The following is a 20650-nucleotide window of genomic DNA, read 5'->3' as shown; positions in this document are numbered from 1 at the left end:
CCAATGCCATCGGAATCGACGGTGTTCTATCGCGACCTGCTCACCGCCCTTCAGGCGGCTGAAGGGCCATGCTGGATTCACGGCGATGTCAACCGTTCCTATGCCGAGTTGGGCGCCGTCATGCGCCGTATCAACACCTGCCTGTCCGGGACCCAAGGGATCCGGGTGGCTGTCTTTTCCGGCAAGTCCTTGCCCGCCTACGCGGCGATCTACGCAATTCTTCTGTCGAAGAACAGCTGGGTGCCCCTGAACCCGGAGTTTCCCGCCGAGCGGACGCTGCAGATGTTGGAACTGGCCACGCCGGGGGTGATCCTGACCGACCGGCCGCTACCGGACCAGCTGACACGTTGGGCGCAGGCCGGCGATGTGCGCGTTCTGTCCTTGCCCGAGGCCTACGACGCCCAGGCCGAGACTGATTTCGAGGTCGATGGCTTCGATGACGACGCCGAGGCCTATGTCATGTTCACCTCGGGCTCGACCGGGCTGCCCAAAGGCGTACCGATGACACATGCCAATTTCCAGCCCTTCGTGCGCCATGCCATGCAGGTTCTGCCGCTACGACAAGGCGATGTGTTTTCCGACTATCATGATTTCGGGTTCGACATCTCGATTTTCTATTTGTTCTGCTGCCCGCTGGCGCAGGGAACGTTCGCGCCGGCCCTGACCGAGGCCGAGCGATTGCTGCCGCTGGCCCACTTGCGAACCCACGGCGTCACCGTTCTTGCCTCGGTCCCGTCAATCCTGGCCCGGCTGCGCGCCGTTGGCCACGGCCGGCCCATTCCCTCGTCTGTCCGCGTCCTGTTCATGTGCGGCGAACCATTCCGCCTGGACCTGCTGCGTTTCTGCCTGGACGACATGGCCGTCGCTCATGTGTCCAACTGGTACGGTCTGACCGAAACCGGCGTCGAGAATTTCTGGCATCCGTGTTCGGTGGAAGATATCGAACGCTTTTCGGATATCGGCTTCGCGCCTATCGGCACGCCGCTTCCGGCCACCCTGGCGCGGGTCGAGGCCGGCGAGCTTCTGATCGGTGGCGTCCAGGTTACTCCGGGATATCTTGGCGGCATCGGCTCCGAGCGATTCATCGAGCATGATGACGTGCGCTGGTACCGAACCGGCGACCGCGTGGTCGAGCGCGATGGCCTGACCTTCTGTAAGGGCCGCCTGGACTGGCAGATCAAGCTGAACGGCTACCGGATCGAATTGATGGACATCGAGGCCAATCTGCGCACCCTGCCTGGATTGACCGAAGCGGTATGCTTCGTCGAATCCATCGGTGGTCGCGACTTCCTGATGGCGGCGATCCAGTGCGAGGCCGATCTGGATCTCGACCATGCGCGAGCCCAACTGGCCACCCGCCTGCCGCCTTACATGGTGCCGAGCGCCCTGATCAAGGTCACCGACCTGCCGCTCAACAAGAGCGGCAAGATCGATCGCCCCGCCGTCCAGCGCATCTACCGACAGGGCCAGGAGAACCCTTGATGCCGTCCACGCTCGCACAAGGCGCCATCACCGAAGCGGTCGCCGAGATAAACGCCACCCTTCCACCTGGCATGCGCTTAGTCGACGCTCCCGAGACCGTTCTGACCGGAAGTGGGCGAACGATCGACTCGCTGGGCCTGGTCATGCTGATCGGCGCGGTGGAATCGGCGGTGCAACGCCGGACAGGCCGAATTGTCGTCATCGCGACCGACCCGGATGCGTTCGGAACCGAAAATCCCCTGGCCACCCTCGGTTCGCTGACCGCATGGATCGCGACCCGCATCACCACGGAGCCACCATCGTGACCGGCGGCCCCCTGATTTTCCTGGGCGCCACCGCAGTCCCGGAACTGATCGACGTGCTGGTCGATATCAATCAGGCGGGGGGATCCTGGGCGCCGCGCGGGATTCTCGACGACAATCCCGACCTCGCCGGCACCACCATCGCCGGCCTGCCGGTGTTGGGGCCATTGGAGCGGGTCGCGGAACACCCCGACGCCCGCTTCGTCTTTGCTATCGGCTCGCATTCGACCCGGCTCGCACGTCACTCCATCCTGTGCCGCCTCGATCTGCCCGACGACCGCTATGCCACCTTGATCCATCCCGGTGCAAAGGTCTACGCCAGCGCCAGCATCGGCGCCGGGTCCATCATTCATTTCGGCGCCGTCATCGCCAATGGCGTTCGACTGGGCCGCTGGGTGATCGTTTTGTGGAACAGCGTGATCGGCGCGGATTCGCGGGTCGGCGACGGCGCCTTGATCACCTCGCAGGTCACCACCAATTCGGGCGTGCGGATCGGTTCGTACAGCTTCATCGGCAGCGCCAGCGCCATCGCCGAGGCCGTGACCATCGGCCCCGGTGCCATGGTGGGAATGCGATCCCTGGTCCTGCGCAACGTGGCATCCGGAACCTTCCAGTTCGGCGATCCACCGCGTATCTTGTCGCGACAGGAGGTGCCCGACGGCATCATCGCCAATTGGGAAGAGTTCACCCGATGACAACAGCTAACGACCTGGCCGCGCCGGTCGCGCCAAACTGGGACGAACATGCCCGCCGATCGGATCGATGGCGGCCAGATCCTTTCGTCCTGTCGCAGTTGCTGGCCACCAACGCCGCCCTGGCTGAGCGTCCGGTCCCCGAGGAACTGTGCCGGCCGCGGCCGGACGGCGTCCCCATGCTGCTGGTTTGTGGGACGCCCCGGTCGGGCACGACGATGATGCTTCAACTGCTGGCCAACGCCTTTCGGCTGACCTATCCCGACAACATCGCCGCGCGGATGTGGGGGGCTCCCCATTTCGGCATCGCCGCCTCGAGGTCAATGCGCGACCAGGTGGGCGCCGGCTCCGTTGGCTACGAAAGCGTGGCCGGTATCTCCAAGGATATCTTCGGTCCCCACGATTTCGCCTATTTCTGGGAAAGATTTTTCCCTTTCGGTGAGAACGCCTTTCTTACGGACGAGGCCATGCGCCGGGCCGACACCGGCCGCCTGCTCGACGAACTGGCCGCCATGTGGACGGTAGGCGGGCGGGCCCCGCTGCTGTTTCGCGGGATCATTTTCACCATCAACGCCGACTTCTTCGCGACACTGTTTTCGCGAGCGCTGTTCATCGACATGCGGCGCGACCCCTGCGACCTCGCACTGTCCATGCTGAAGATCCGGCGGGAGCGTTACGGGTCGGAGCAGGTCTGGTGGGGATCGAGCCCGCCCGAGCGAACCGCGCTGGAGGGCCGCCGTCCCGAGGTCCAGGTGGCAGGGCAAATCCACCACCTGCGCCGCCGCATTGATGCCGGCTTGGCCAAGGTTGCGCCCGAGCGGGTCGTGCACCTGAACTACGAGAACGCCTGCCGCGACTTGCCAGCCACCTTGAACACGATCGCCGCCGCCGCCGCCGCGCTGGGTATCGAACTGGAAGCCCAGCCGGACCGTCCAATCCCCCCGAGCTTCGAGCCACGACGCCCCGATCGGTCCGATCCACGCTGGATCGACCTTAGTCGGCTCTTTGCCGCCTACCAAAGCTGTCCCGAAACCGCCTGCATCGATCCGGACTGATGGACGCCGCCATCGTCAACCTGGGTCTTGGCAATCTCGGTTCCGTCCAGGCCGCCCTGTGGCGTCACCACGCCCAGTCAACCATCACCTTCGACCCAAAGGTGATTGCTCAGGCGCCTCGTCTGCTTCTTCCCGGCGTGGGTTCGTTCGACGCCGCCATGGACCGTTTGCGCGCCAGCGGCCTCGACGAACTCCTGCGTCAACGTGCTCTGGGCGACGGCGTACCATTGCTGGGCATCTGCCTGGGCATGCAATTGCTGCTGGAACGAAGCGACGAGGGCCACCTGCCCGGGTTGGCCTGGATCAGCGGCCGCCTGGACCGATTTCAGCCCCAGGCTGGCCGGCCGGTTCCTCACATGGGCTGGAACACCGTGACACCGTCGCCATCCAGCCGGCTGTTCACCGGCATGCGTGCCGACGCCCGCTACTATTTCGTCCACTCTTTCCGAGCGACCGGCGTGCCTGACGGCGATGTCGCTGGAAGCACCTGGTACGGCGACAATTTCGCTTCGGCTGTCGAGAAGGGTTCGGTGGCCGGCGTTCAGTTCCATCCCGAGAAGAGCCATCAGGACGGGGCGCAGATCTTCCGCAATTTCCTGGAATGGCGTCGATGACCCGTGCCCGGGTAATACCCTGCCTGCTGCTGCGAAACGGCGGCCTGGTGAAGACGATAGGCTTCGGCAAGCCGACCTATGTGGGCGACCCCGTTAACGTCATCAGCATCTTCAATCTGTTGGAAGTCGATGAACTCGTCCTGCTTGATATCACCGCCACACCTGAGCGCCGAGGTCCTGATTTCGCCCTGGTGGAACGCATCGCCAACGAATGCACCGGCCCCCTGGCGGTTGGCGGGGGCATCCGCTCCATCGAGGACATCCGCCGGCTGCTGTTCATCGGCGCCGAGAAGGTGGTCATCAACACCGAAGCGGCGCGCAACCCCCGTCTGGTGCGCGAAGCCGCGGACATCTTCGGTAGCCAAGCGATTGTCGTCGCAATCGATGTCCGGCGACGCTGGATGCGCGGCTACCGGGCTATGGCGAATGGCGGGCGCACCGATCTTGGCATTGACCCGGTCAAGCATGCGGCGGCCATGGCCGAAGCCGGTGCCGGCGAAATCTTGCTGACCTCAATCGACCGCGATGGCACCATGTCCGGGTACGATCTCGACCTGATCCGCCAGGTGACCGCTGCGGTCTCGGTGCCGGTGATCGCTTGCGGCGGAGCGGGCTGTCGGGCCGACCTCGCGCGGCCAGTTCTGGAAGCGGCCGCCGCCGCCGCCGCCGCAGGCAGTTTGTTCGTCTTCCAAGGACCCGAACGCGGCGTATTGATCAACCTGCCAAGTCGTGCCGAGCTTGATGATTTGTTTTCGGGAAATCCACGATGAGCAATCTGCTGAACTGCCGACGCTGCCTTTACGACGAGACCTTCCCGGCCATTGAATTTGACGGCGAGGGTGTCTGCAACTATTGCCGAATTTTGGAACGGATGGAGGAACAGTACCCAAACGATTCCAGAGGCGAAGCAATCTTGGAGCGCATGGTGCTCCAGATGAAAAAAGCCGGACAGGGCAAAAAATATGATTGTATTGTTGGGGTGAGTGGCGGCTGCGATTCCAGCTATTTGCTTTATCGTCTTGTCCAGTATGGACTTCGACCCCTGGCGGTACATTATGATAACACTTGGAATTCACCGACAGCCACCCAGAACATCTTCAATGTCACCTCGGCGCTCAAGGTGCCGCTGTTCACCCATGTCATGGACAACCACGAGGCCGACGACCTTTACCGCGCCTTCCTGCTGTCCGGCGTACGTGAACTCGACTGCGCATCGGACATCGCCTTTGTGGCGACGCTATACCGTCAAGCCGAAAAGCATGGCGTGAAGTTCATCATTGAGGGCCATTCGTTCCGTACCGAAGGCTTCGCACCGCTAGGCTGGTCCTATTTCGACGGTAAGTATATCGAAAGCGTCCATCAAACCTTTGGCAAACTCAAGCATCTGAAGACTTTCCCAAATATGAGTTTGTGGCAATTCATCCGCTGGACGGGCCTGCGAAATATCAAGCGGCTTCGGCCCCTTTACTACATGAAGTATGACAAGGAAGAGGCCAAGGCGTTCCTGTCCAGCAATCTGGGCTGGCAATGGTACGGCGGCCACCATCTGGAAAATCGCATGGCGGCCTTCAAGCATTCCTATGTCACTCAGGCAAAGGGAGAAGACACCCGCATCCTCGGCTACGCCGCCATGGTGCGCTCAGGCCAAATGAGCCGAGAGGAAGGGCTGCGTCTCCTGGCCCTGCCGGCCGAGCACGACACGTCAATCGTCGAACTGGTCAAGAAGCGCCTGGGCTTCGACGACGAAACTCTTCAGACCCTGATGGCGCGCCCCTATCGTCCATATACCGACTTCGCCACCTACAAGCGCAGCTTCGAGCGCCTTCGCCCCTTGTTCTGGTTGCTCTTGCGTCTCGACCGGATACCGCAAAGCTTCTATATCAAGTATTGCTTTCCCCGGGTCGATGATTCCCTCTCCGCCCCGAAACCCTGAATTGCGTCACCATGTCCACCACCTGGGCCATCACCTTTGACATCGACTGGGCGCCCGATTGGTGCATTGCCCACTGCGCCCAGATGTGCCGTAAGGCCCAAGTTCCGGCCACCTTTTTCGCCACCCACGCTGCCGATGCCCTTGACGATCTGCGCCGCGACCCGCTATTCGAGATCGGCATCCATCCCAATTTCCTGGCCGGCAGCTCGCATGGCGCCACGCCCGCCGATGTGGTCGAGCACTGCCTGACCTTCGTCCCCGAAGCCCGCGCGATGCGCACCCACGCCCTCGTCCAGTCGTCGCCGCTTCTCGCCCTGGTCTGCGACCGCGCCCCCACGATCACCACCGATGTTTCGGTGCTTCTGCCCGACCACCCAGGCTTGCGACCGACTGACACATGGCTGGGCACGCCGCCGCGCCGCCTGACGCGCCTGCCCTATTTGTGGGAGGACGCCCTGTACGCCGACTGGCCGGACCGCGACTGGGCACGCCCCTGCCCGGCCCGCCACGGCTTGGCTATCCATAACTTCCACCCGGTCTGGGTGGCGTGCAACCTGGATTCCAACGCATCCTACCGCCGCCTGAAGGAGGAACTGGACGGTCGGCCGATGACGGAACTGGCCCGCAGGAGGTGTAATCCGGACCCCGGCGCCGGGACTGCCTTATCGACGTTGCTGTCGGCCATCGGCCGCGGCGGGCAGACCATCTCGGCCATTACCGACGCTTACCTAGGGGAGGCACCGTGCGCGTTGCCGTAATCGGGCGGACCCGTCCCCTGCTGGAAGCGGCACGACGCATCGTCGGCGCCGGCCACACTCTTGGCTTGGTTTGGACCTGCCGGGCCGAGCCGTTCTATCGCTGCGACGAAGCGCACTTCCAAGCGCTGGCCGAAACGGTGGGCGCACCCTTCTTTTCGGGATTGGACATCGCTACTCCTCAGGGACTTGAACGCTTGCGCTTGGCGGCTTGCGACGTGGCCATTTCCGCCAACTGGCTGACGGTTCTCCGGCCCGAGGTTCTGGCCCAGTTCCCCCTGGGCATCCTCAATGCCCATGCCGGCGACCTGCCGCGCTACCGCGGCAATGCCTGCCCCAACTGGGCAATCCTGAACGGCGAGCCTCATGTGGGACTTTGCATCCATCAAATGGCCGAAGACCTTGACAGCGGCCCGGTGCTGTTGCGCGAACACCTGCCGCTTACTGACGACACCTTCATCGGCGACGTCTACGCCTGGCTCGAGGACCGGATTCCGTTCATGTTCGCCGACACGATCGACGGACTCGCCTCAGGACGCCTGAGTCCGGTTGGACAGCCCGACGACCCGGCTGTGTCTCTGCGCTGCCATCCCCGACGCCCAGAAGATGGAAAGATTGACTGGACCCGGCCGGCGACGGAAGTCCATCGGCTGGTGCGGGCATCGTCGCGACCTTTTGATGGTGCGTTCACCACTTTGGAGGGGAGGGAGCGGCTGACCGTCTGGCGCACCACCCTGGTTCAGGCGCCAAGCCCCTTTCTCGCCGTCCCCGGCCAAGTCTGCCGCGTCAGCAATGCCGGGATCGACGTCGCCTGTGGCGAAGGCTTGATCCGCCTCACCGAGCTGTCCTTGGAGGGTGAGCCTGACGCGCGCCGCGCGTCGGCACTTGTCGGGGCCAGTCTGCGCAACCGATTGATTTAACCGTGCCGACCACACTAGGTTGACTTGTTTCCCCAATTTTTTCCAGAATGCCGCCGATATTGGAGAATCAGGATGTTGAGCGTTGATGTGATCACCCGAACGGTCGAAGAGTTCCTGCCCGACCTGGACCAACCGACCGGGGAATTCCTCCAACGTTGCTTTTCCCAGGACCTGTCCGTCTATTCCGACCGGCTGGCCGCATGCGGCTTTTCCGGACTGAACCGAGTCCTGGATGCCGGTTGCGGATTCGGCCAGTGGAGCCTGTGCCTGTCCCGGATGAACGCCCATGTGGAGGCCATCGATCCGTCCAGCGAGCGGATCATCCTGCTCAAGAGGTTGATCGCCTCGTTGGGGCTGGACAATCTTCGCGCGCGGCGCATGGACCTGGACGGGCTGGATTATCCTGACGGTCATTTCGACGGTGTCTTCCTGTTCAACGTCCTGACCATCCTGCCGTGGCGCCACGCCTTGCGCGAGCTTTACCGCCTTCTGGCGCCCGGCGGACGGATTTATGTCAACGCGGCGGGTGTTGGCTGGCAGGTTCATCGCTGGTATACCAGCCATAATGCTACCAAGGGATTTTCCCCGCGCGCCCGTATCCCCAAGATCTTCGACAAGACCTGGCGGTACGAACAAGGCCTGCCGGTCGAGGCCGAGGGTGACCTGCTGATTGAGCCGGCGGAGCTGACCGCCGAATTGAACGCCTGCGGTTTCGTCGATGTCCGGCTCTCCGGAGACGGCCAGACCCGCGTCGCGGGGTATGCCGGCCCCGAACCCCGGCGTTTCTATGACGGAGAATATTTCGGGCTTCCCGGCGTGTTCGAGGCAGTGGCAACAAAGCCCTAGTGGTTCAAGGCCTTTCCCGAGCTTGTCTTTCGCGTCGTTTCAGCAAACAATAGTTATTCTAAATTACAGCCGGTGAGATCGTGATGAAGCTCCTGTTCGGCATCTTTTCCGAAGATATGTCCCAACCCGCCTCGCTGCTGGGACATATGGCGATAACGCACGGTTGGAGCGTCGATATCATCTTTTTCCCGGACAGCGACGATGAAGACGCCATCGGCGAAAAGATCGAGGCGATCAAGCCCAATCTGGTGGCGCTGTCGATAAAGACCTTCGAACGACGCACCGGCGTGCGGGTGGCCCGCGTTGCCCGGTCCATGAAGGTTCCCGTGGTCGTCGGCGGTCCACACGTCGTCGGCGCCGGACTGGAGGACCTGAGATCGACCGGCCTGTTCAATGCCCTGGTAACCGGCGATGGCGCGGGAATTTTCACCGACCTGCTTGACGGCTACCGCAGCCTGGACAGCATGGTCATCATGGGCAAAAAGCACCCCGACAAGAGCGTCTACTACCGCCGCTACTTCTCGCCCAGTCAGGAAGCGACCATCCGCGAAAAGAAAATGCTGGAGGTGATGCTGGCGGTGGGCTGCCCGTACAAGTGCCATTTCTGCGCGACCTCGCGCAAGGTCGTCCCTCTTCCCACGGAGGAGGTCGCCAAGGAAATCATCGCCGCGAAAAAGAAATACGGCATCGAGATGATCAACTTTCTGGACGACACCTTCACCTACAGCGCCAAACGGGTCACCACCTTCCGCTCCATAATGGCGGCCCACGGTGCCGATTTTCAGTATTTCGTCCGTTCGCGCGTGGATTGCTTCAATGAAGAGATCGCGGACAACCTGATCGACATGGGGGTCGAGGACATCATCTTCGGCACCGAAACCGGTTCCCAGGCCCTGCTCGACTTCATGCGGAAGGACATCACCGTCGAAGAGATCAACCGCGCCATCGGTATCTGCAAGGATCGCGGCATCGCCTTCAATACCGGCCTGATGTTCGGCCTGCCCCGTCAATCTCGCCAAGACCTGGAACTGACCTTCGACTGGGTGAAGACTCAGACGCCGGAGAACCTGCACTTCTACATCTTCGTGCCATTCCCAGGAACGGAACTATACGATTATTGTGTCGAGAACGGGCACATGCCCACTAATATCGACTTTGACGATTATCTTAGCATCCGGGCCGAGGACGAGAACTACAAGGGCCTGCGCAACACCGCCGGCATTCTGCGTGGCATCGATTACGACATGAGTATCGACTACATCGAGCGGATAAAGGAATTTCAGAACGAACGCCGCGACCGTATCATCATGGATGCCGCAAAACTTGCGGATCGGGGCCGTTGGGCCATCTTCGGCGGCGGCAATTACTTCTATACCGTGCTTGAACGGCTATCAACCCGTTCATGGAACAACGTTGCCGGTTTCCATGATTACTGGAACGAATTCATGCACCGGAATTACGAAAACAAGATATCCCCTTGTGACATCAGAGAATTGGCACACAACCTTGACACGATCATCGTGACCCAACATCTTGGTAGCTATTATCGCAAGGCCATCGAGCCGATGCTGCGTCAAGAGTACGGATTCAAGGGCGACATCGTCTCGGTATCGACCCAAGGGGTGCCTCGTCGGCCAAACTCTGCCCGTGTAGCCTGAGGGGGCCATGCTTTCTTCCCTGGTGAGCGTCCTGTCTTCGGTGATTCGACACTGGCGATTCGCGCTGGCCATGGCGGGACGTGACGCGCTGACCCTGTCGCGCGGCAACGTGCTGGGAACCGGATGGTTGGTGCTGCGGCCGCTTCTGCAGGTCGGCATCTACGTGGTCATCGTCACCTTCATCTTCGGTGCCCGCCTGGGCGAAAATTTCAGCACCTTCGCCTACGCGCTTCACATCCTGTCGGGACTGGTCGTATGGCAGGCAGCGCAACGCGCCATCGAAGAGGCGCCAATGCTGTTGCGCGACCGCATGGATTTCATCAAGCAACAGGTCTATCCGGTCGAGACGCTGCCGGTGACCACCCTTCTCGCCAACGTCATCCCGCCGGCCGTGGGCCTGGCGACCTTCCTGTTCCTGGCGCTGTTCGAGGGGCAGTTGTCGTGGTCGGTGCTGGCTCTGCCGCTTCCCGTTGCCTTGCTCGCCCTTTTTCTTCTGGGGCTGAGCTGGGTGTTCATGATCGTCGGCGTCATCTTTCGCGATCTGCGCGAGATCATCACCGTCAGCATGAGCTTCCTCGTCTACTTCTCCCCGGTCCTGGTGTCCGAATCCATGGTGTCGCCCAGGGTCTGGCTGCTTTTGCAGATCAACCCCTTGTCCCATGTGGTCATCTGCTTCCGGGATGTCTTGCAGGGCCAGTTCCACCTGGCCAGTTGGGCCATCTTCACGATCATGACCCTGGCCGTCCTCACCTTCGGGGCTTGGCTGGTGGATCACCAAAAGCGGCACATCAATGAATACCTCTGACGGACAGGACATCGTTCTTGATGTCGCCAACGTGTCCAAGACGTTCCGCCTGTTCCACAATCCGGTGACCGGTCCGATCATGGCTGCGCTGAAGCCATGGAAGCGCCACGCTTATTACCAAGAGTTTCCCGCCCTCGACGACATCTCGTTCCGATGCCACCGCGGCGAGGTGATCGGCATCATCGGCCCCAACGGCGCCGGCAAAACCACCTTGCTGAAAATGGTGGCCGGCCTGCTGCCTGTCGATAAGGGACGGATCACCGTCAACGGAACGGTGACGGCCCTGCTGGCCCTCGGTCTGGGCGTGCACCCGGAGTTCTCGGGGCGCGAAAACATCCGCTACAGCGGGCTGCTACTGGGCATGACCGCGGACGAGATCGAGCGCAAGACCGAATCGATCATCGATTTCGCCGAGATCGGCGAGTTCATCGATCACCCGTTGCGGACCTATTCCTCCGGCATGCGCGCCCGGCTGCTTTTCTCCATCTCCATGAGCGTCGAGCCTGACATCTTGATTGTCGATGAGGCCCTGGCCACCGGAGACAACTATTTCGTGCAGAAGTGTCAGCGGAAGATCAAGACCATCTGCGAATCGGGCGCCACCGTCTTGTTCGTCTCGCACAACCTGTTCCAGATTTCCGATTTGACCGACCGCTGCATCTATATCCGCAACGGCCGCATGCTGTTCGACGGCAACACCCGAAACGCCGTCGATATGTACATCGCCGACATCCACCGCGAAACCAGCAGCAAGTTGGCAGACCACACGGTGCGCAGCCGCACGGTGTCGGCGGTCAAGGGACGCGGCACCATCATCGTCCACGATGCCTGGTTCGTTTCCGATGGGGATCGCACCAACAAGATCACCGTCGGCCACAGCGCCGAGCTGCATGTGGAAGTCGAGGCGCTCGAGAACCTCGACGATGTCACCATCGCCGTCGAGCTGCTATCAGACAAGTCGCTGACCACGTACGCGTTCCTGCAGATGTTCGACCTGACCCTCGGCGACCAAGTGGTGTACCGCACCTTCCCGCTCAAGACGGGTCGCCATGTGATCGTCCTGGGGTTCAACAACATCCATTTCGGCGACGGCGTCTACACGGCGACCCTCGACCTTTACCCTGGGCGATCCGACTACCGGTATTCGGTCGAGACGGTTCACTGCCGCTACGAGAATTTCTTCTCGTTCCACGCGGCCTACCGCAACAATCTGGTTTATGGCCGCGGCACTCTGTGCGAGATTCCCGTCGACTTTTTCCGAGTGGATTCTCCCACCCCATGACCACCAAGGTCGCCTGCGTCGGCAACATGAACAACAACATGTTCGCGATCGCCCGAATTTTGCGGCACTACGGGATCGACGCCCACCTGTTCCTGTTCAATTTCGAATTCCAGCATTTCCATCCTGCAGCCGACACGTTCAGCACGTCGTACGAAGGCTACACCCATCGATTGGACTGGGGCGACTTCGCCAGCTTCCTCGATTATCCCGAGGCCCTGGTGGTCCGCCCATTCAAGGGCTTCGACACCATCATCGGCTGCGGCACGCTGCCGGCCTTCCTGAACCGCGCCGGTCGCGCGCTGGATCTGCTGATCCCCTATGGGTCCGAGTGGGACCTGACCCGCTTCCGCTTCAATGCCTTTCCCGGGCACGGATGGCGGTCGCGTCGCCGGTGGCACATCGAACGGGGCTACCATCGATTCACCCGCCATCAGGCGCGGGGGATCGAGGGCTCACGCTACATCATCGGCACCCCCGGCCGCATCCCGGAGCACCTGACCCTCAAGGGGGAATTCCAGTACGTGATTCCTCCTATTATCGATACCATCGAGTTCGAGCCCGATTCCGTGGCCGCCCGAGCCGAGGTCTTTGGTGATTACGCGACGCTCACCACCGCCCTGGCGACCATGCGTGACATCCGGCGCCGCAAATCGCCGGTGATCTTTCACCACACACGCCATGTGTGGACCCGCTGTGACGACGGCATCGGCTGGAAAGGCAATGACCGCCTGATCCGCGGCTTCGCCAAGTTCGTCCATGGCGGCCATCCGGATGCCGCCCTCGTCTGCACGGAGTACGGTCCTGATGTCCAGGCGTCCAAGACGCTGGCGCGGGAGTTGGGCATTGCCGACCAGATGGTGTGGCTGCCCTTGCTGTCTCGGCGTGAGATCATGATGTGCCTTGCCCTTGCGGATTTCGGCTGCGGTGAGTTCCATTTCAGCTGGTTCGATTCGGGCACGACCCAGGAGACCCTGTGCATGGGGCGGCCATTGCTGCATTTCCGTGACGACGCCCTCCACCCGACGGCGACGCGCCCATTTTATCCGATGATCAACGTCGCCTGCGAGGACGACGTCGCCGACGCCTTGGCCGATTTTACCCGTCGGCCCGACCATTACCGGGCTATGGGCCGGGCCGGGCGGGAATGGTACCTGACCCACCGGGTCCAGCCCTTCCGTGATTGGGTGACACGAACCCTTGGCCTGCGGGCGGGAGCGGCACGGTGAGGGTGTGTTTCGTCGCCCCCGACGCCGGTGCGCCGCAACTGCCATCCGCACCACTGTCGCGATGGGCAGGCCTCGACGCCTGGAGCATGGCCCTCGGGCTAGCAGAGCTGCCCGGCGTCGAGGTCTCGCTGGCTGGGGGGGCCATCGGTGGTCCCGCCACCGTCAGCGCAAGCGGACTACATATCTTTCCCGCGCTTCGGTCGCGCCCCCGGCGCTCCCGCCTTCTGCCGGGCAGCCGCCGATCATTCGGCTGGGCACAGGTGGACGCCAAGGCCGTCGACTCATTCGCCAATGCGGCCGCCGATCTGTTCTGTTTCGTCGGCATCGTCCCCGAATCCGGCCATCTGCACGCGGCCTGCTACTGCCGCGACACCGCAACGCCCTACGTGGTCATCGCCGCGGACGATCACACGTTCTCACCGGCCTATTACTTCAATTCCCAGGAACTCGATTCGTATCGCATGGCCGGATTCACTGGCTTCCTGATCCTCGCCCAGGCGACACGCGTCTTGGCACAATCCGCACAACAGGCTCGGCTTGCCCCGGCGATTTGCTCCGGCATGACTCGCGTGGTGGCGCCGCCGGCTCCTCCCCGCGCGCCGGCGGCAGCCCCGAAGAGCCACGTGTTGTGGATGGGCCGGGCGAATCCGGCCGATCGCCCCGAGCGGGTTATCGAACTCGCCCGCGCACTGCCTGACGTGCCGTTCGCGATGGTTCTGCTGCCCGACATCGAATCCTATGCCACACGTCTGCGCCAGTGCCTGCCGCCCAATATCCGTGTGACCTCGGAAGCGGACATGGCCGCACTCGGCCAATGGATCGGCCAAGCCGCGCTCTTGGTGCACACCTCGGCGGGCGGCGGCGTGACATTGCCGCTGCGTATGGCTTGGGCCAACGCCATCCCGATCCTGTCGCTGGTCGATGGTACCGGCGCCTTGCCACCGGAGACCGGAGCCGTGACCGTGGCGCCGGTCCAGGCACCCGAAGCACTGCGAGCCCTGTTGCTGCGGCCCGACGAGCTGGACACCCAGGGGCGGATCAGCGCGACCCATCTGGCGGCAACCCACGATCGCACCAGGCAGATCGAATGCCTTGCGGCCGAGCTTCGGAGCGTAGTGGAGGAATGCCGTGGCGCTCGTCCGTGATCTTTCCCGTGCCGCCTGGGAGCGGTTGGAGCAAACCATCCCGCGCCTTTTGTGGCCGGTCAACCAACTCCTGGCGTTGCTGTTGCGTCGGCGCGTCACCGCCGGCTCGGTGCTTCACGTCTGTTATCCGGTCCATCTGATCCATTACATGGTCGATATCTTGCGTGCCAACGGATGCACGGCCGACTATGTCGCCGTCGGCACGTCGCAGGGCTGGAACGAATGCGACTACCATTTCCAGCGCTGGCGGAAATGGATGCCCCTGGCGTTGACCGAGTTCTGGTTCTTCTGGCGGGTGATGAGCCGTTATGAAGTAATCCACATGCATTTCATGCAAGGCATCAGCCGCACCGGATGGGAATGGCCTGTACTCAAGCGCCTGGGTCGCAAGATCGTCGTCTATTACTCGGGCTGCGAAGCCCGGGACAGCACCACCAACCAGTTGCTGCACCCGGACATGAACATCTGCCAGGATTGCGACTATCAGCGGCAATTGTGCGACGGCGACTGGTCACGCCGACACCGCGCCCTGACCAAGCGCTTCGCCGACCTGGAATTGGTCACCACGCCTGATCTGCTCGACTTCTGCCCCGGAGCCATTCATTTCCCTTTCTTTTGTCCTCCGGACGCCATCGTCCCGACACGGCAACGGCAAGGCTGGCCCGAGAACGGGTGCATGCGCATCGTTCATATCACCAATCATCCCGGCATCGAAGGGACCGCCGCGATCCGTGCGGCCGTCGAACGGCTGAAAAGCAAGGGCTGGCCGGTGGAGTTCCGCCACCTGTCCAACACCGCCTACCGGCAGGTGCTGCAGGAACTCGCCGATGCGGACCTTTCGGTCGGCAAGATGAAAATGGGCTATTACGCCAATGCCCAGGTGGAATCCATGCGCTGCGGCACTCCGGCGGTCACCCATGTCCGCCCTGAGTTTATGACCGACGACCTGCGCGCCAGCGCTCTTCTGCTCACCGACCTGGGGGGAATGGAAGCGGTGCTCGAACGGATGTTGGACAACCCGGCGCTGTTGGCCGAATACCGTCATAGTGCCGCGTCCAGCATCCAGGCGCTACACGATAACCAAATGCTCGCCAAGAGACTGATCGCCATGTATCGGGCTCTGGTCGCTGGCCGAGACCAGCAGTGGATCGCCGAGAACATTCCCGGCGGATTGTGCCCGGGCAACCGTTCCACGGACACCGCTGCCCCAACCGGAGACAAGGCCCAATGATGCCGCCCAAGATTGTCGTGGTAGGGCTGGCCGCCATCGGTGCCGGCATGATGCTCGCCCTGTTCGCGGCGGCCGCACCTTATGTGGGGGCCGGCTCGGACGACAATTTCGTCTTGTGGCGTCTGGCCGGAATGCCGCGTGGTTCACTGCTGCGGCTGGGAATCGAGGTGGCTGCGGCGGGGGGGGTGGTTGCATTGATCCCGATGCTGCGCCGGCTGTTCCAGCCGGGCGGAACCGTCGCACTGCTGGCCCGCCCAGCCGCCTCGGGACTTCGGAAGTTGTCATCGACCGCACCGCGAGGATGGAGAGCCATCAATCGCGACTGGGTCGCGACGGTGACGCTTCTGCCGTTCGGCGCCTATATCCTGGCCTTTATGGTCACGGTGCCGCCCGGTCTGCCGTGGATCGCCCCGGACAGCATGACCTATATCGGGTTCAGCCCGACCCGCACTCTGCTATACCCGGCATTGCTGCGCGCGCTTGCCGTCCTTTCCGACGACCCACGCGTGCTGGTCCTGCCGTTCCTGGTGGTCGGAATTGTCGCCACAATCGCCTTTGCCGAAGCGACGCAACGGGCTTTCCGCAACATCCTCGTCAGCGTGCCGGCTGGCATCGGCCTGCTGTTTTGCTGGTCTTTGCTCGAGCATGCCGGCTTCGTCCTCAGCGACTACCCTTTCTACGCCGCCTATACCGCGACCTTGGCCGCCGCGCTGATGGCGTTGCGCCAACCACGCCCGGCGTGGCTGATCACCGTCGGCCTTTTGATCGGCGTTTCAATCGCCATTCGTCCGGTCGGCATCGTCTTGTTGACCGTGCCGTTCTTCCTCGCATGCTCGCACATCCGTCAATGGCGCCGCCTTGTCCTGTTCCTGGCGTTGCCGCTGGCCGTCACCCTGCTGGCCCAGGCGGCTGCCAATCAGACGGTGTTTGGCTTTTTCGGTCTGTCACGCTTCAGCGGCTATCCATGGGCCGGCAATACCGCCTTGCTGATGACAGCGGAGACGCCAACCCGCCATCCCGAGCTGCGCGACGAAATCGTCGCCATGGCCAGGCCGTACCGCGAAGAGATCGATGCCACGGCCACGGCACAAGACCGCTACATCGCCTTGATAAACACGGCGAACCCGCTGATCGGCCACACCGGTTCCCTGGCCATGGCCTACGGCAAGCGCAAGGAGCTGGTCACCTTTGGCGACACGTCGGCCCAGGTGGCCCTGGTCGGCTGGATGAACGGCCTGTCAACCCTGAATGCTGGATTGGGCGCCCTGCCGGCCCAGACCTTTGCTTTGTCGATCTGGCAAGATGGCTTCCTGCTGGGCCTGGGACGCGAGGCGCATATGGCCAATCTCGGCGAATTCGCCACCTTGACGGCGCTCAAGATGCGGTTTTCCTGGCAGTCCGTCCTGCCCTGGTACGGCATTGGTTCGGATTTCTCCAGCCATCGCCAATTGTTGCCCGGCCAGGCCGACCTCGGCATGAGCACCGCAGTGTCCGAAAAGCCTCGCCACATGATTCCCGGCGTGTCCATCGGCGGATTCAACGTGGTGGTGGAACGACTCCAACGCCTCAGTCGGATCGTGCCGGTCCCCATGGTGATCTTGTTGTCGTCGCTGTTCGGCATGGGCGCCACCCTGGCCTATCTGGCGCGGTTCCGGTCGGTTCCGACGGTACATGCCGCCATCGCCATGCTGGGCGCGACGACCCTTTTGTACCATCTGATGATGTGTATCGCCCAAATCCCCATCGGCCGCTTCGTGGTGGTGGTCGCGGCGGCACCGGCGGTGTTGTTGTTCATTCCCCTGGCCGGTTTGGGTTGGCTGTTCAGCCGTCCCGCCAGGCGCCCAGGCGAAGGTTGACCGCCAACGAATCCTCGGGCACGGGTACCGGCGGCGCGTAATCATCGACGAACATGTGCTGCAGCAAGAGCGCCGACAGCAACACCATGAACATCTGGTCGTCGCGAGGCGCGATGCCGTGCGGCAGCGTGGCGCGCAGTTTCTGGACGTAGCGCTCGGCGAAGACGGGATCGATCACCGGGCATTGCTTCAGCGATGAGGGCGCCAGCAGGTCGGCCACCCAATCGGCGGCGACGGCTGAGAGGAAGCAAACCGCGTCTGGCGCCCGGTAGGGCTGTTTGCGCCGCTCACGGATCCGATCGGGAATCAGCCCGGCGAAGGCGTCCTTCAACACCGCCTTTTCCGTGCCGTCCGCCGCCAGGCACAAGTGATCTGGGAGCTGCCAGCCCAGATCGACCACAGCACTGTCGAGAAACGGACAACGGCCCTCAACACCGTGGGCCGCCATCATCCGATCCCCTTGAGACGTCAGCAGATAGCCCGCCAGAAGCGTCTCGAATTCGACCAATTGTGCCTGTCGCAGCCCCTCCAGTTCAGCCATCTCGGGATAACGCCGCCGCAACCATGCGGCCAGGGCCTGTGGTCCCTGGTCCGCACCGATGCGCTGGGAGAACAACCTTTGAGCGGCGCCCCCCGCAGCAAACCGGACCTCGTGCGAGAATAGGCCGGGAATTTTCTCGGTGGCGAAGCTGCGGTAGAAAGCCAGCATCGAGGCCCCCGCCCCCGCCCCCAGATGGGCTAGATAGGGGTGCAATGCCCTCAGTTCGGCCAGTGCCTCGTCGTCATTGAGTTCCGACAGACGGCCACGAAACATCGTCTCCTTGAACATGTCGTAGCCGAGAAAAATCTCGTCCGCGCCTTCGCCGCTCACCACGGCCTTGACGCCGGCCGCCGCCACCTGCCGCGACAGCAGCAACATGGGTGCCGCCGCCGAACGGAACTGAACAGTCTCGGCATGGAGTATCGCCTGGGGAAAGGCTGCGGAAATGTCGGCCTGCGACACCCGCACGCGATGATGGTCAAGACCGAACCTGCGGGCGACCTCGTCTTGGTAGTCGGTCTCGTCGAAACCCTCGTCTTCGAACGCTACCGAGAAGCTGGGGAGACGGGTCCGCTGAGATGCCGCGACAGCGGCAACGATAGTCGAATCCAGGCCGCCGCTCAGATAGACCCCCAGCGGCGCATCGCATCGAGACGCCCGGACATGGATGCTGGCGGTCAACGCCGCCCGGACCTGCTGGGCCGCTTCGGCGGCCCCGATGGCCAGGCCGTGGCGGCTTGTCTGAGCGGCCGACGCAACGAGACCGAACCGTCCCGGAGTCCATTCCACCCGGTGACCGGGCGGCACCGCCGCGATGCCCTGGAAGCAGGTTTCACCCGGCAGGTTTACCCACAATTGCGACACCCGCTGGATCGCCGCGCCGTCGAGCTGACGCTCGATCCCCGGCCAGGCGAAAAGGCTCTTGATTTCCGAGGCGGCGACGACGCCATCACCCTGGCGCACATAATGCAGCGGTCGTTCGCCGAAGCGATCACGGGCCATCAGAACCTTGTGATCTCGCCGATCGGCGAAGATCAAGGCATACGGCCCCTCGAGCCGGTCCAAGGCGTCCGTCCCCCAGTGGGCCAGAGCGGCCAGCAGCACCTCGGTATCCGATCTGGTCCGGAACTGCCGACCGACGGACTCCAGATCGCGGCGCAACTCCACGTGATTGTAGACCTCGCCGTTGAAAGCCAGCGCCCAGCGCCCGGTTTCATCGACCATGGGTTGGCGCCCGGCAGCGGGCTCGACCACCGCCAGCCGCGCGACCGCCAGACCCAGACCGGGAGCGACGCAAGTTCCATGCTGGTCCGGTCCGCGATGTGCGACCCCGGCCAGCATAGCCCGCAGGCGAAGGGCCGCTTCCGCCTCCGGCAGAGCAATCCCGAAAAACCCCGCTATTCCGCACATGGCCGACCCTTCCTCCGCATCCGCGGCAATGGTCGCACTGCCCTGTGGGTCAGAGTCCGGTCAATGAACAAGCCGAAGCGGGTCAACAGGTCGCCATACCCCACCTCGACAAAAGTGTCGATTCCTAGACCAGCCAGATGACGGATGCCCTGCGCCCAACGTACTGGCCGGCGCAGGTGGTCGGCCAAAATCCGCCGACGATCGACTTCGGCTTCGGGCATGAGAACACCCGTAACGTTGTCGATCACTGCCACCGTGGCGTTGCCGAGAACGATCGTTTCCAGATCCGAAGCGAACCCGCGCGCCGCCTCGTCCATCATCGGACAGTGCCAGGCACCCTGCACGGCGATGGGCTCGACCAGATGGGCGCCGCGTTCACGCATCATCTCCATCAGAGGCTCGACCACGGTCGCCTGGGCGCTGACAGTCAATTGACCAGGAGCATTGTAGTTGGCGATCCAGGCACCGGCACCATTCCGCCGAAGTTCAGCGCACACCGCCTCGACCACATCGTCGGACAGGCCTATCACCGCGACCATGGTTCCGGGGTGAAGCCCAGCCGCATCGCGCAGGCGCTGGCCGCGACGCACCACGGCGGTCAGGGCCGTTTCGGCATCCACGATCCCGGCCGCCCACAGGGCGGTCCATTGCCCGACGCTATAGCCGGCCACCCCGTCGCAGGTGCCGCCGTCTTGACGATAGCGGTGGTAATACGCCATCGCGACCAAAACCACCATGGCCGAAACGACGTCGGGCCGAGACAGGAAGTCCATGCCTCCCCGGGCCATCCCGTCCACCGGATCCTCGCCCAGCAGATCGGCGAGCAATGGCCGATGGAGACGCACGACATCGTCGTCGATCACCGCATCCGCCATTTCTACTCGGTGGGCTCCCTGC

The 20650-nt window shown here is 62.9% G+C and carries 19 protein-coding genes; 17 read left to right on the top strand and 2 right to left on the bottom strand.

Annotation, left to right across the window (positions count from 1 at the left end; translation table 11 throughout):
* Positions 1 to 3 precede the first annotated feature (3 nt).
* The 17 genes from A6A05_RS05285 to A6A05_RS05205 all read left to right on the top strand — a co-directional run bounded on the left by A6A05_RS05285 (position 4) and on the right by A6A05_RS05205 (position 17802).
* Entirely contained in the window at positions 4 to 1482 is a 1479-nt protein-coding gene (locus tag A6A05_RS05285; protein ID WP_068498184.1) for an AMP-binding protein, read from the top strand.
* A complete protein-coding gene (locus A6A05_RS05280) occupies positions 1482 to 1787 on the top strand; it encodes a hypothetical protein (protein ID WP_068498182.1) in 306 nt (101 codons plus the stop codon). Before A6A05_RS05285 ends, A6A05_RS05280 begins: the two co-directional genes overlap by 1 nt.
* Positions 1784 to 2479, top strand: a complete 696-nt coding sequence (locus A6A05_RS05275) for an LbetaH domain-containing protein (protein WP_172822197.1) — start codon at positions 1784 to 1786, stop codon at positions 2477 to 2479. Before A6A05_RS05280 ends, A6A05_RS05275 begins: the two co-directional genes overlap by 4 nt.
* Positions 2476 to 3531, top strand: a complete 1056-nt coding sequence (locus A6A05_RS05270) for a sulfotransferase (RefSeq protein WP_082910716.1) — start codon at positions 2476 to 2478, stop codon at positions 3529 to 3531. The genes A6A05_RS05275 and A6A05_RS05270 overlap by 4 nt, the downstream gene beginning before the upstream one ends.
* The gene (gene hisH / locus A6A05_RS05265) at positions 3531 to 4145 is read left to right on the top strand and encodes an imidazole glycerol phosphate synthase subunit HisH (RefSeq protein ID WP_068498175.1); all 615 of its coding nucleotides are present in this window, start codon (positions 3531 to 3533) and stop codon (positions 4143 to 4145) included. The genes A6A05_RS05270 and hisH overlap by 1 nt, the downstream gene beginning before the upstream one ends.
* Positions 4142 to 4915 carry an AglZ/HisF2 family acetamidino modification protein gene (locus tag A6A05_RS05260; RefSeq protein WP_068498317.1) on the top strand — a complete coding sequence of 258 codons (774 nt, stop codon included), beginning with the start codon at positions 4142 to 4144 and terminating at the stop codon, positions 4913 to 4915. Before hisH ends, A6A05_RS05260 begins: the two co-directional genes overlap by 4 nt.
* Positions 4912 to 6078, top strand: coding sequence for an N-acetyl sugar amidotransferase (locus A6A05_RS05255; protein ID WP_068498173.1), 1167 nt, complete (start codon positions 4912 to 4914; stop codon positions 6076 to 6078). The genes A6A05_RS05260 and A6A05_RS05255 overlap by 4 nt, the downstream gene beginning before the upstream one ends.
* An 11-nt stretch (positions 6079 to 6089) precedes the next feature.
* Positions 6090 to 6836, top strand: a complete 747-nt coding sequence (locus A6A05_RS05250) for a polysaccharide deacetylase WbmS family protein (RefSeq protein ID WP_068498172.1) — start codon at positions 6090 to 6092, stop codon at positions 6834 to 6836.
* Positions 6821 to 7753 carry a methionyl-tRNA formyltransferase gene (locus tag A6A05_RS05245; RefSeq protein ID WP_068498169.1) on the top strand — a complete coding sequence of 311 codons (933 nt, stop codon included), beginning with the start codon at positions 6821 to 6823 and terminating at the stop codon, positions 7751 to 7753. The genes A6A05_RS05250 and A6A05_RS05245 overlap by 16 nt, the downstream gene beginning before the upstream one ends.
* A 72-nt stretch (positions 7754 to 7825) precedes the next feature.
* Positions 7826 to 8599 (top strand): class I SAM-dependent methyltransferase, encoded by a 774-nt coding sequence (locus tag A6A05_RS05240; protein WP_068498168.1) that lies wholly within the window; start codon positions 7826 to 7828, stop codon positions 8597 to 8599.
* Between the two features lie 83 nt (positions 8600 to 8682).
* A complete protein-coding gene (locus tag A6A05_RS05235; RefSeq protein ID WP_068498166.1) occupies positions 8683 to 10257 on the top strand; it encodes a B12-binding domain-containing radical SAM protein in 1575 nt (524 codons plus the stop codon).
* A gap of 7 nt (positions 10258 to 10264) precedes the next feature.
* Positions 10265 to 11062 carry an ABC transporter permease gene (locus A6A05_RS05230; RefSeq protein ID WP_082910715.1) on the top strand — a complete coding sequence of 266 codons (798 nt, stop codon included), beginning with the start codon at positions 10265 to 10267 and terminating at the stop codon, positions 11060 to 11062.
* Positions 11049 to 12344 carry an ABC transporter ATP-binding protein gene (locus A6A05_RS05225; RefSeq protein ID WP_068498163.1) on the top strand — a complete coding sequence of 432 codons (1296 nt, stop codon included), beginning with the start codon at positions 11049 to 11051 and terminating at the stop codon, positions 12342 to 12344. The genes A6A05_RS05230 and A6A05_RS05225 overlap by 14 nt, the downstream gene beginning before the upstream one ends.
* Positions 12341 to 13570 (top strand): glycosyltransferase family protein, encoded by a 1230-nt coding sequence (locus tag A6A05_RS05220; RefSeq protein WP_068498161.1) that lies wholly within the window; start codon positions 12341 to 12343, stop codon positions 13568 to 13570. Before A6A05_RS05225 ends, A6A05_RS05220 begins: the two co-directional genes overlap by 4 nt.
* 260 nt (positions 13571 to 13830) lie before the next feature.
* Positions 13831 to 14715: a glycosyltransferase family protein gene (locus A6A05_RS05215; RefSeq protein ID WP_068498159.1), complete on the top strand. Its 885-nt coding sequence runs from the start codon at positions 13831 to 13833 to the stop codon at positions 14713 to 14715.
* On the top strand, positions 14699 to 15946 hold the full coding sequence (locus A6A05_RS05210; RefSeq protein ID WP_216635753.1) for a glycosyltransferase: 1248 nt from the start codon (positions 14699 to 14701) through the stop codon (positions 15944 to 15946). The genes A6A05_RS05215 and A6A05_RS05210 overlap by 17 nt, the downstream gene beginning before the upstream one ends.
* Positions 15943 to 17802 carry a hypothetical protein gene (locus A6A05_RS05205; RefSeq protein ID WP_068498156.1) on the top strand — a complete coding sequence of 620 codons (1860 nt, stop codon included), beginning with the start codon at positions 15943 to 15945 and terminating at the stop codon, positions 17800 to 17802. Before A6A05_RS05210 ends, A6A05_RS05205 begins: the two co-directional genes overlap by 4 nt.
* Here A6A05_RS05205 and asnB read toward each other — a convergent pair.
* Both asnB and A6A05_RS05195 read right to left on the bottom strand, forming a co-directional pair.
* Positions 17768 to 19753, bottom strand: a complete 1986-nt coding sequence (gene asnB / locus A6A05_RS05200) for an asparagine synthase (glutamine-hydrolyzing) (protein ID WP_068498154.1) — start codon at positions 19751 to 19753, stop codon at positions 17768 to 17770. The two genes, A6A05_RS05205 and asnB, sit on opposite strands and share 35 nt — an antisense overlap.
* Positions 19741 to 20616, bottom strand: coding sequence for an ACP S-malonyltransferase (locus A6A05_RS05195; protein WP_172822196.1), 876 nt, complete (start codon positions 20614 to 20616; stop codon positions 19741 to 19743). Before A6A05_RS05195 ends, asnB begins: the two co-directional genes overlap by 13 nt.
* Positions 20617 to 20650 lie beyond the last annotated feature (34 nt).

Origin of the sequence: Magnetospirillum moscoviense (assembly GCF_001650635.1) — a bacterium.
Taxonomy (GTDB): Bacteria; Pseudomonadota; Alphaproteobacteria; order Rhodospirillales; family Magnetospirillaceae; genus Magnetospirillum; species Magnetospirillum moscoviense.
The sequence above is the reverse complement of the archived record's forward strand: the minus strand, read 5'-3'. Positions and strand labels throughout refer to the sequence as shown.

What these genes read in the sequence shown, in the direction of transcription:
- hisH (WP_068498175.1), top strand. Translation starts at nt 3,531, where the DNA reads ATGGACGCCGCCATCGTCAACCTGGGTCTTGGCAATCTCGGTTCCGTC.
- A6A05_RS05240 (WP_068498168.1), top strand. Translation starts at nt 7,826, where the DNA reads ATGTTGAGCGTTGATGTGATCACCCGAACGGTCGAAGAGTTCCTGCCC.
- A6A05_RS05230 (WP_082910715.1), top strand. Translation starts at nt 10,265, where the DNA reads ATGCTTTCTTCCCTGGTGAGCGTCCTGTCTTCGGTGATTCGACACTGG.
- A6A05_RS05285 (WP_068498184.1), top strand. Translation starts at nt 4, where the DNA reads ATGCCATCGGAATCGACGGTGTTCTATCGCGACCTGCTCACCGCCCTT.
- A6A05_RS05225 (WP_068498163.1), top strand. Translation starts at nt 11,049, where the DNA reads ATGAATACCTCTGACGGACAGGACATCGTTCTTGATGTCGCCAACGTG.
- A6A05_RS05260 (WP_068498317.1), top strand. Translation starts at nt 4,142, where the DNA reads ATGACCCGTGCCCGGGTAATACCCTGCCTGCTGCTGCGAAACGGCGGC.
- A6A05_RS05280 (WP_068498182.1), top strand. Translation starts at nt 1,482, where the DNA reads ATGCCGTCCACGCTCGCACAAGGCGCCATCACCGAAGCGGTCGCCGAG.
- A6A05_RS05205 (WP_068498156.1), top strand. Translation starts at nt 15,943, where the DNA reads ATGATGCCGCCCAAGATTGTCGTGGTAGGGCTGGCCGCCATCGGTGCC.
- A6A05_RS05220 (WP_068498161.1), top strand. Translation starts at nt 12,341, where the DNA reads ATGACCACCAAGGTCGCCTGCGTCGGCAACATGAACAACAACATGTTC.
- A6A05_RS05270 (WP_082910716.1), top strand. Translation starts at nt 2,476, where the DNA reads ATGACAACAGCTAACGACCTGGCCGCGCCGGTCGCGCCAAACTGGGAC.
- A6A05_RS05250 (WP_068498172.1), top strand. Translation starts at nt 6,090, where the DNA reads ATGTCCACCACCTGGGCCATCACCTTTGACATCGACTGGGCGCCCGAT.
- asnB (WP_068498154.1), bottom strand. Translation starts at nt 19,753, where the DNA reads ATGTGCGGAATAGCGGGGTTTTTCGGGATTGCTCTGCCGGAGGCGGAA.
- A6A05_RS05255 (WP_068498173.1), top strand. Translation starts at nt 4,912, where the DNA reads ATGAGCAATCTGCTGAACTGCCGACGCTGCCTTTACGACGAGACCTTC.
- A6A05_RS05235 (WP_068498166.1), top strand. Translation starts at nt 8,683, where the DNA reads ATGAAGCTCCTGTTCGGCATCTTTTCCGAAGATATGTCCCAACCCGCC.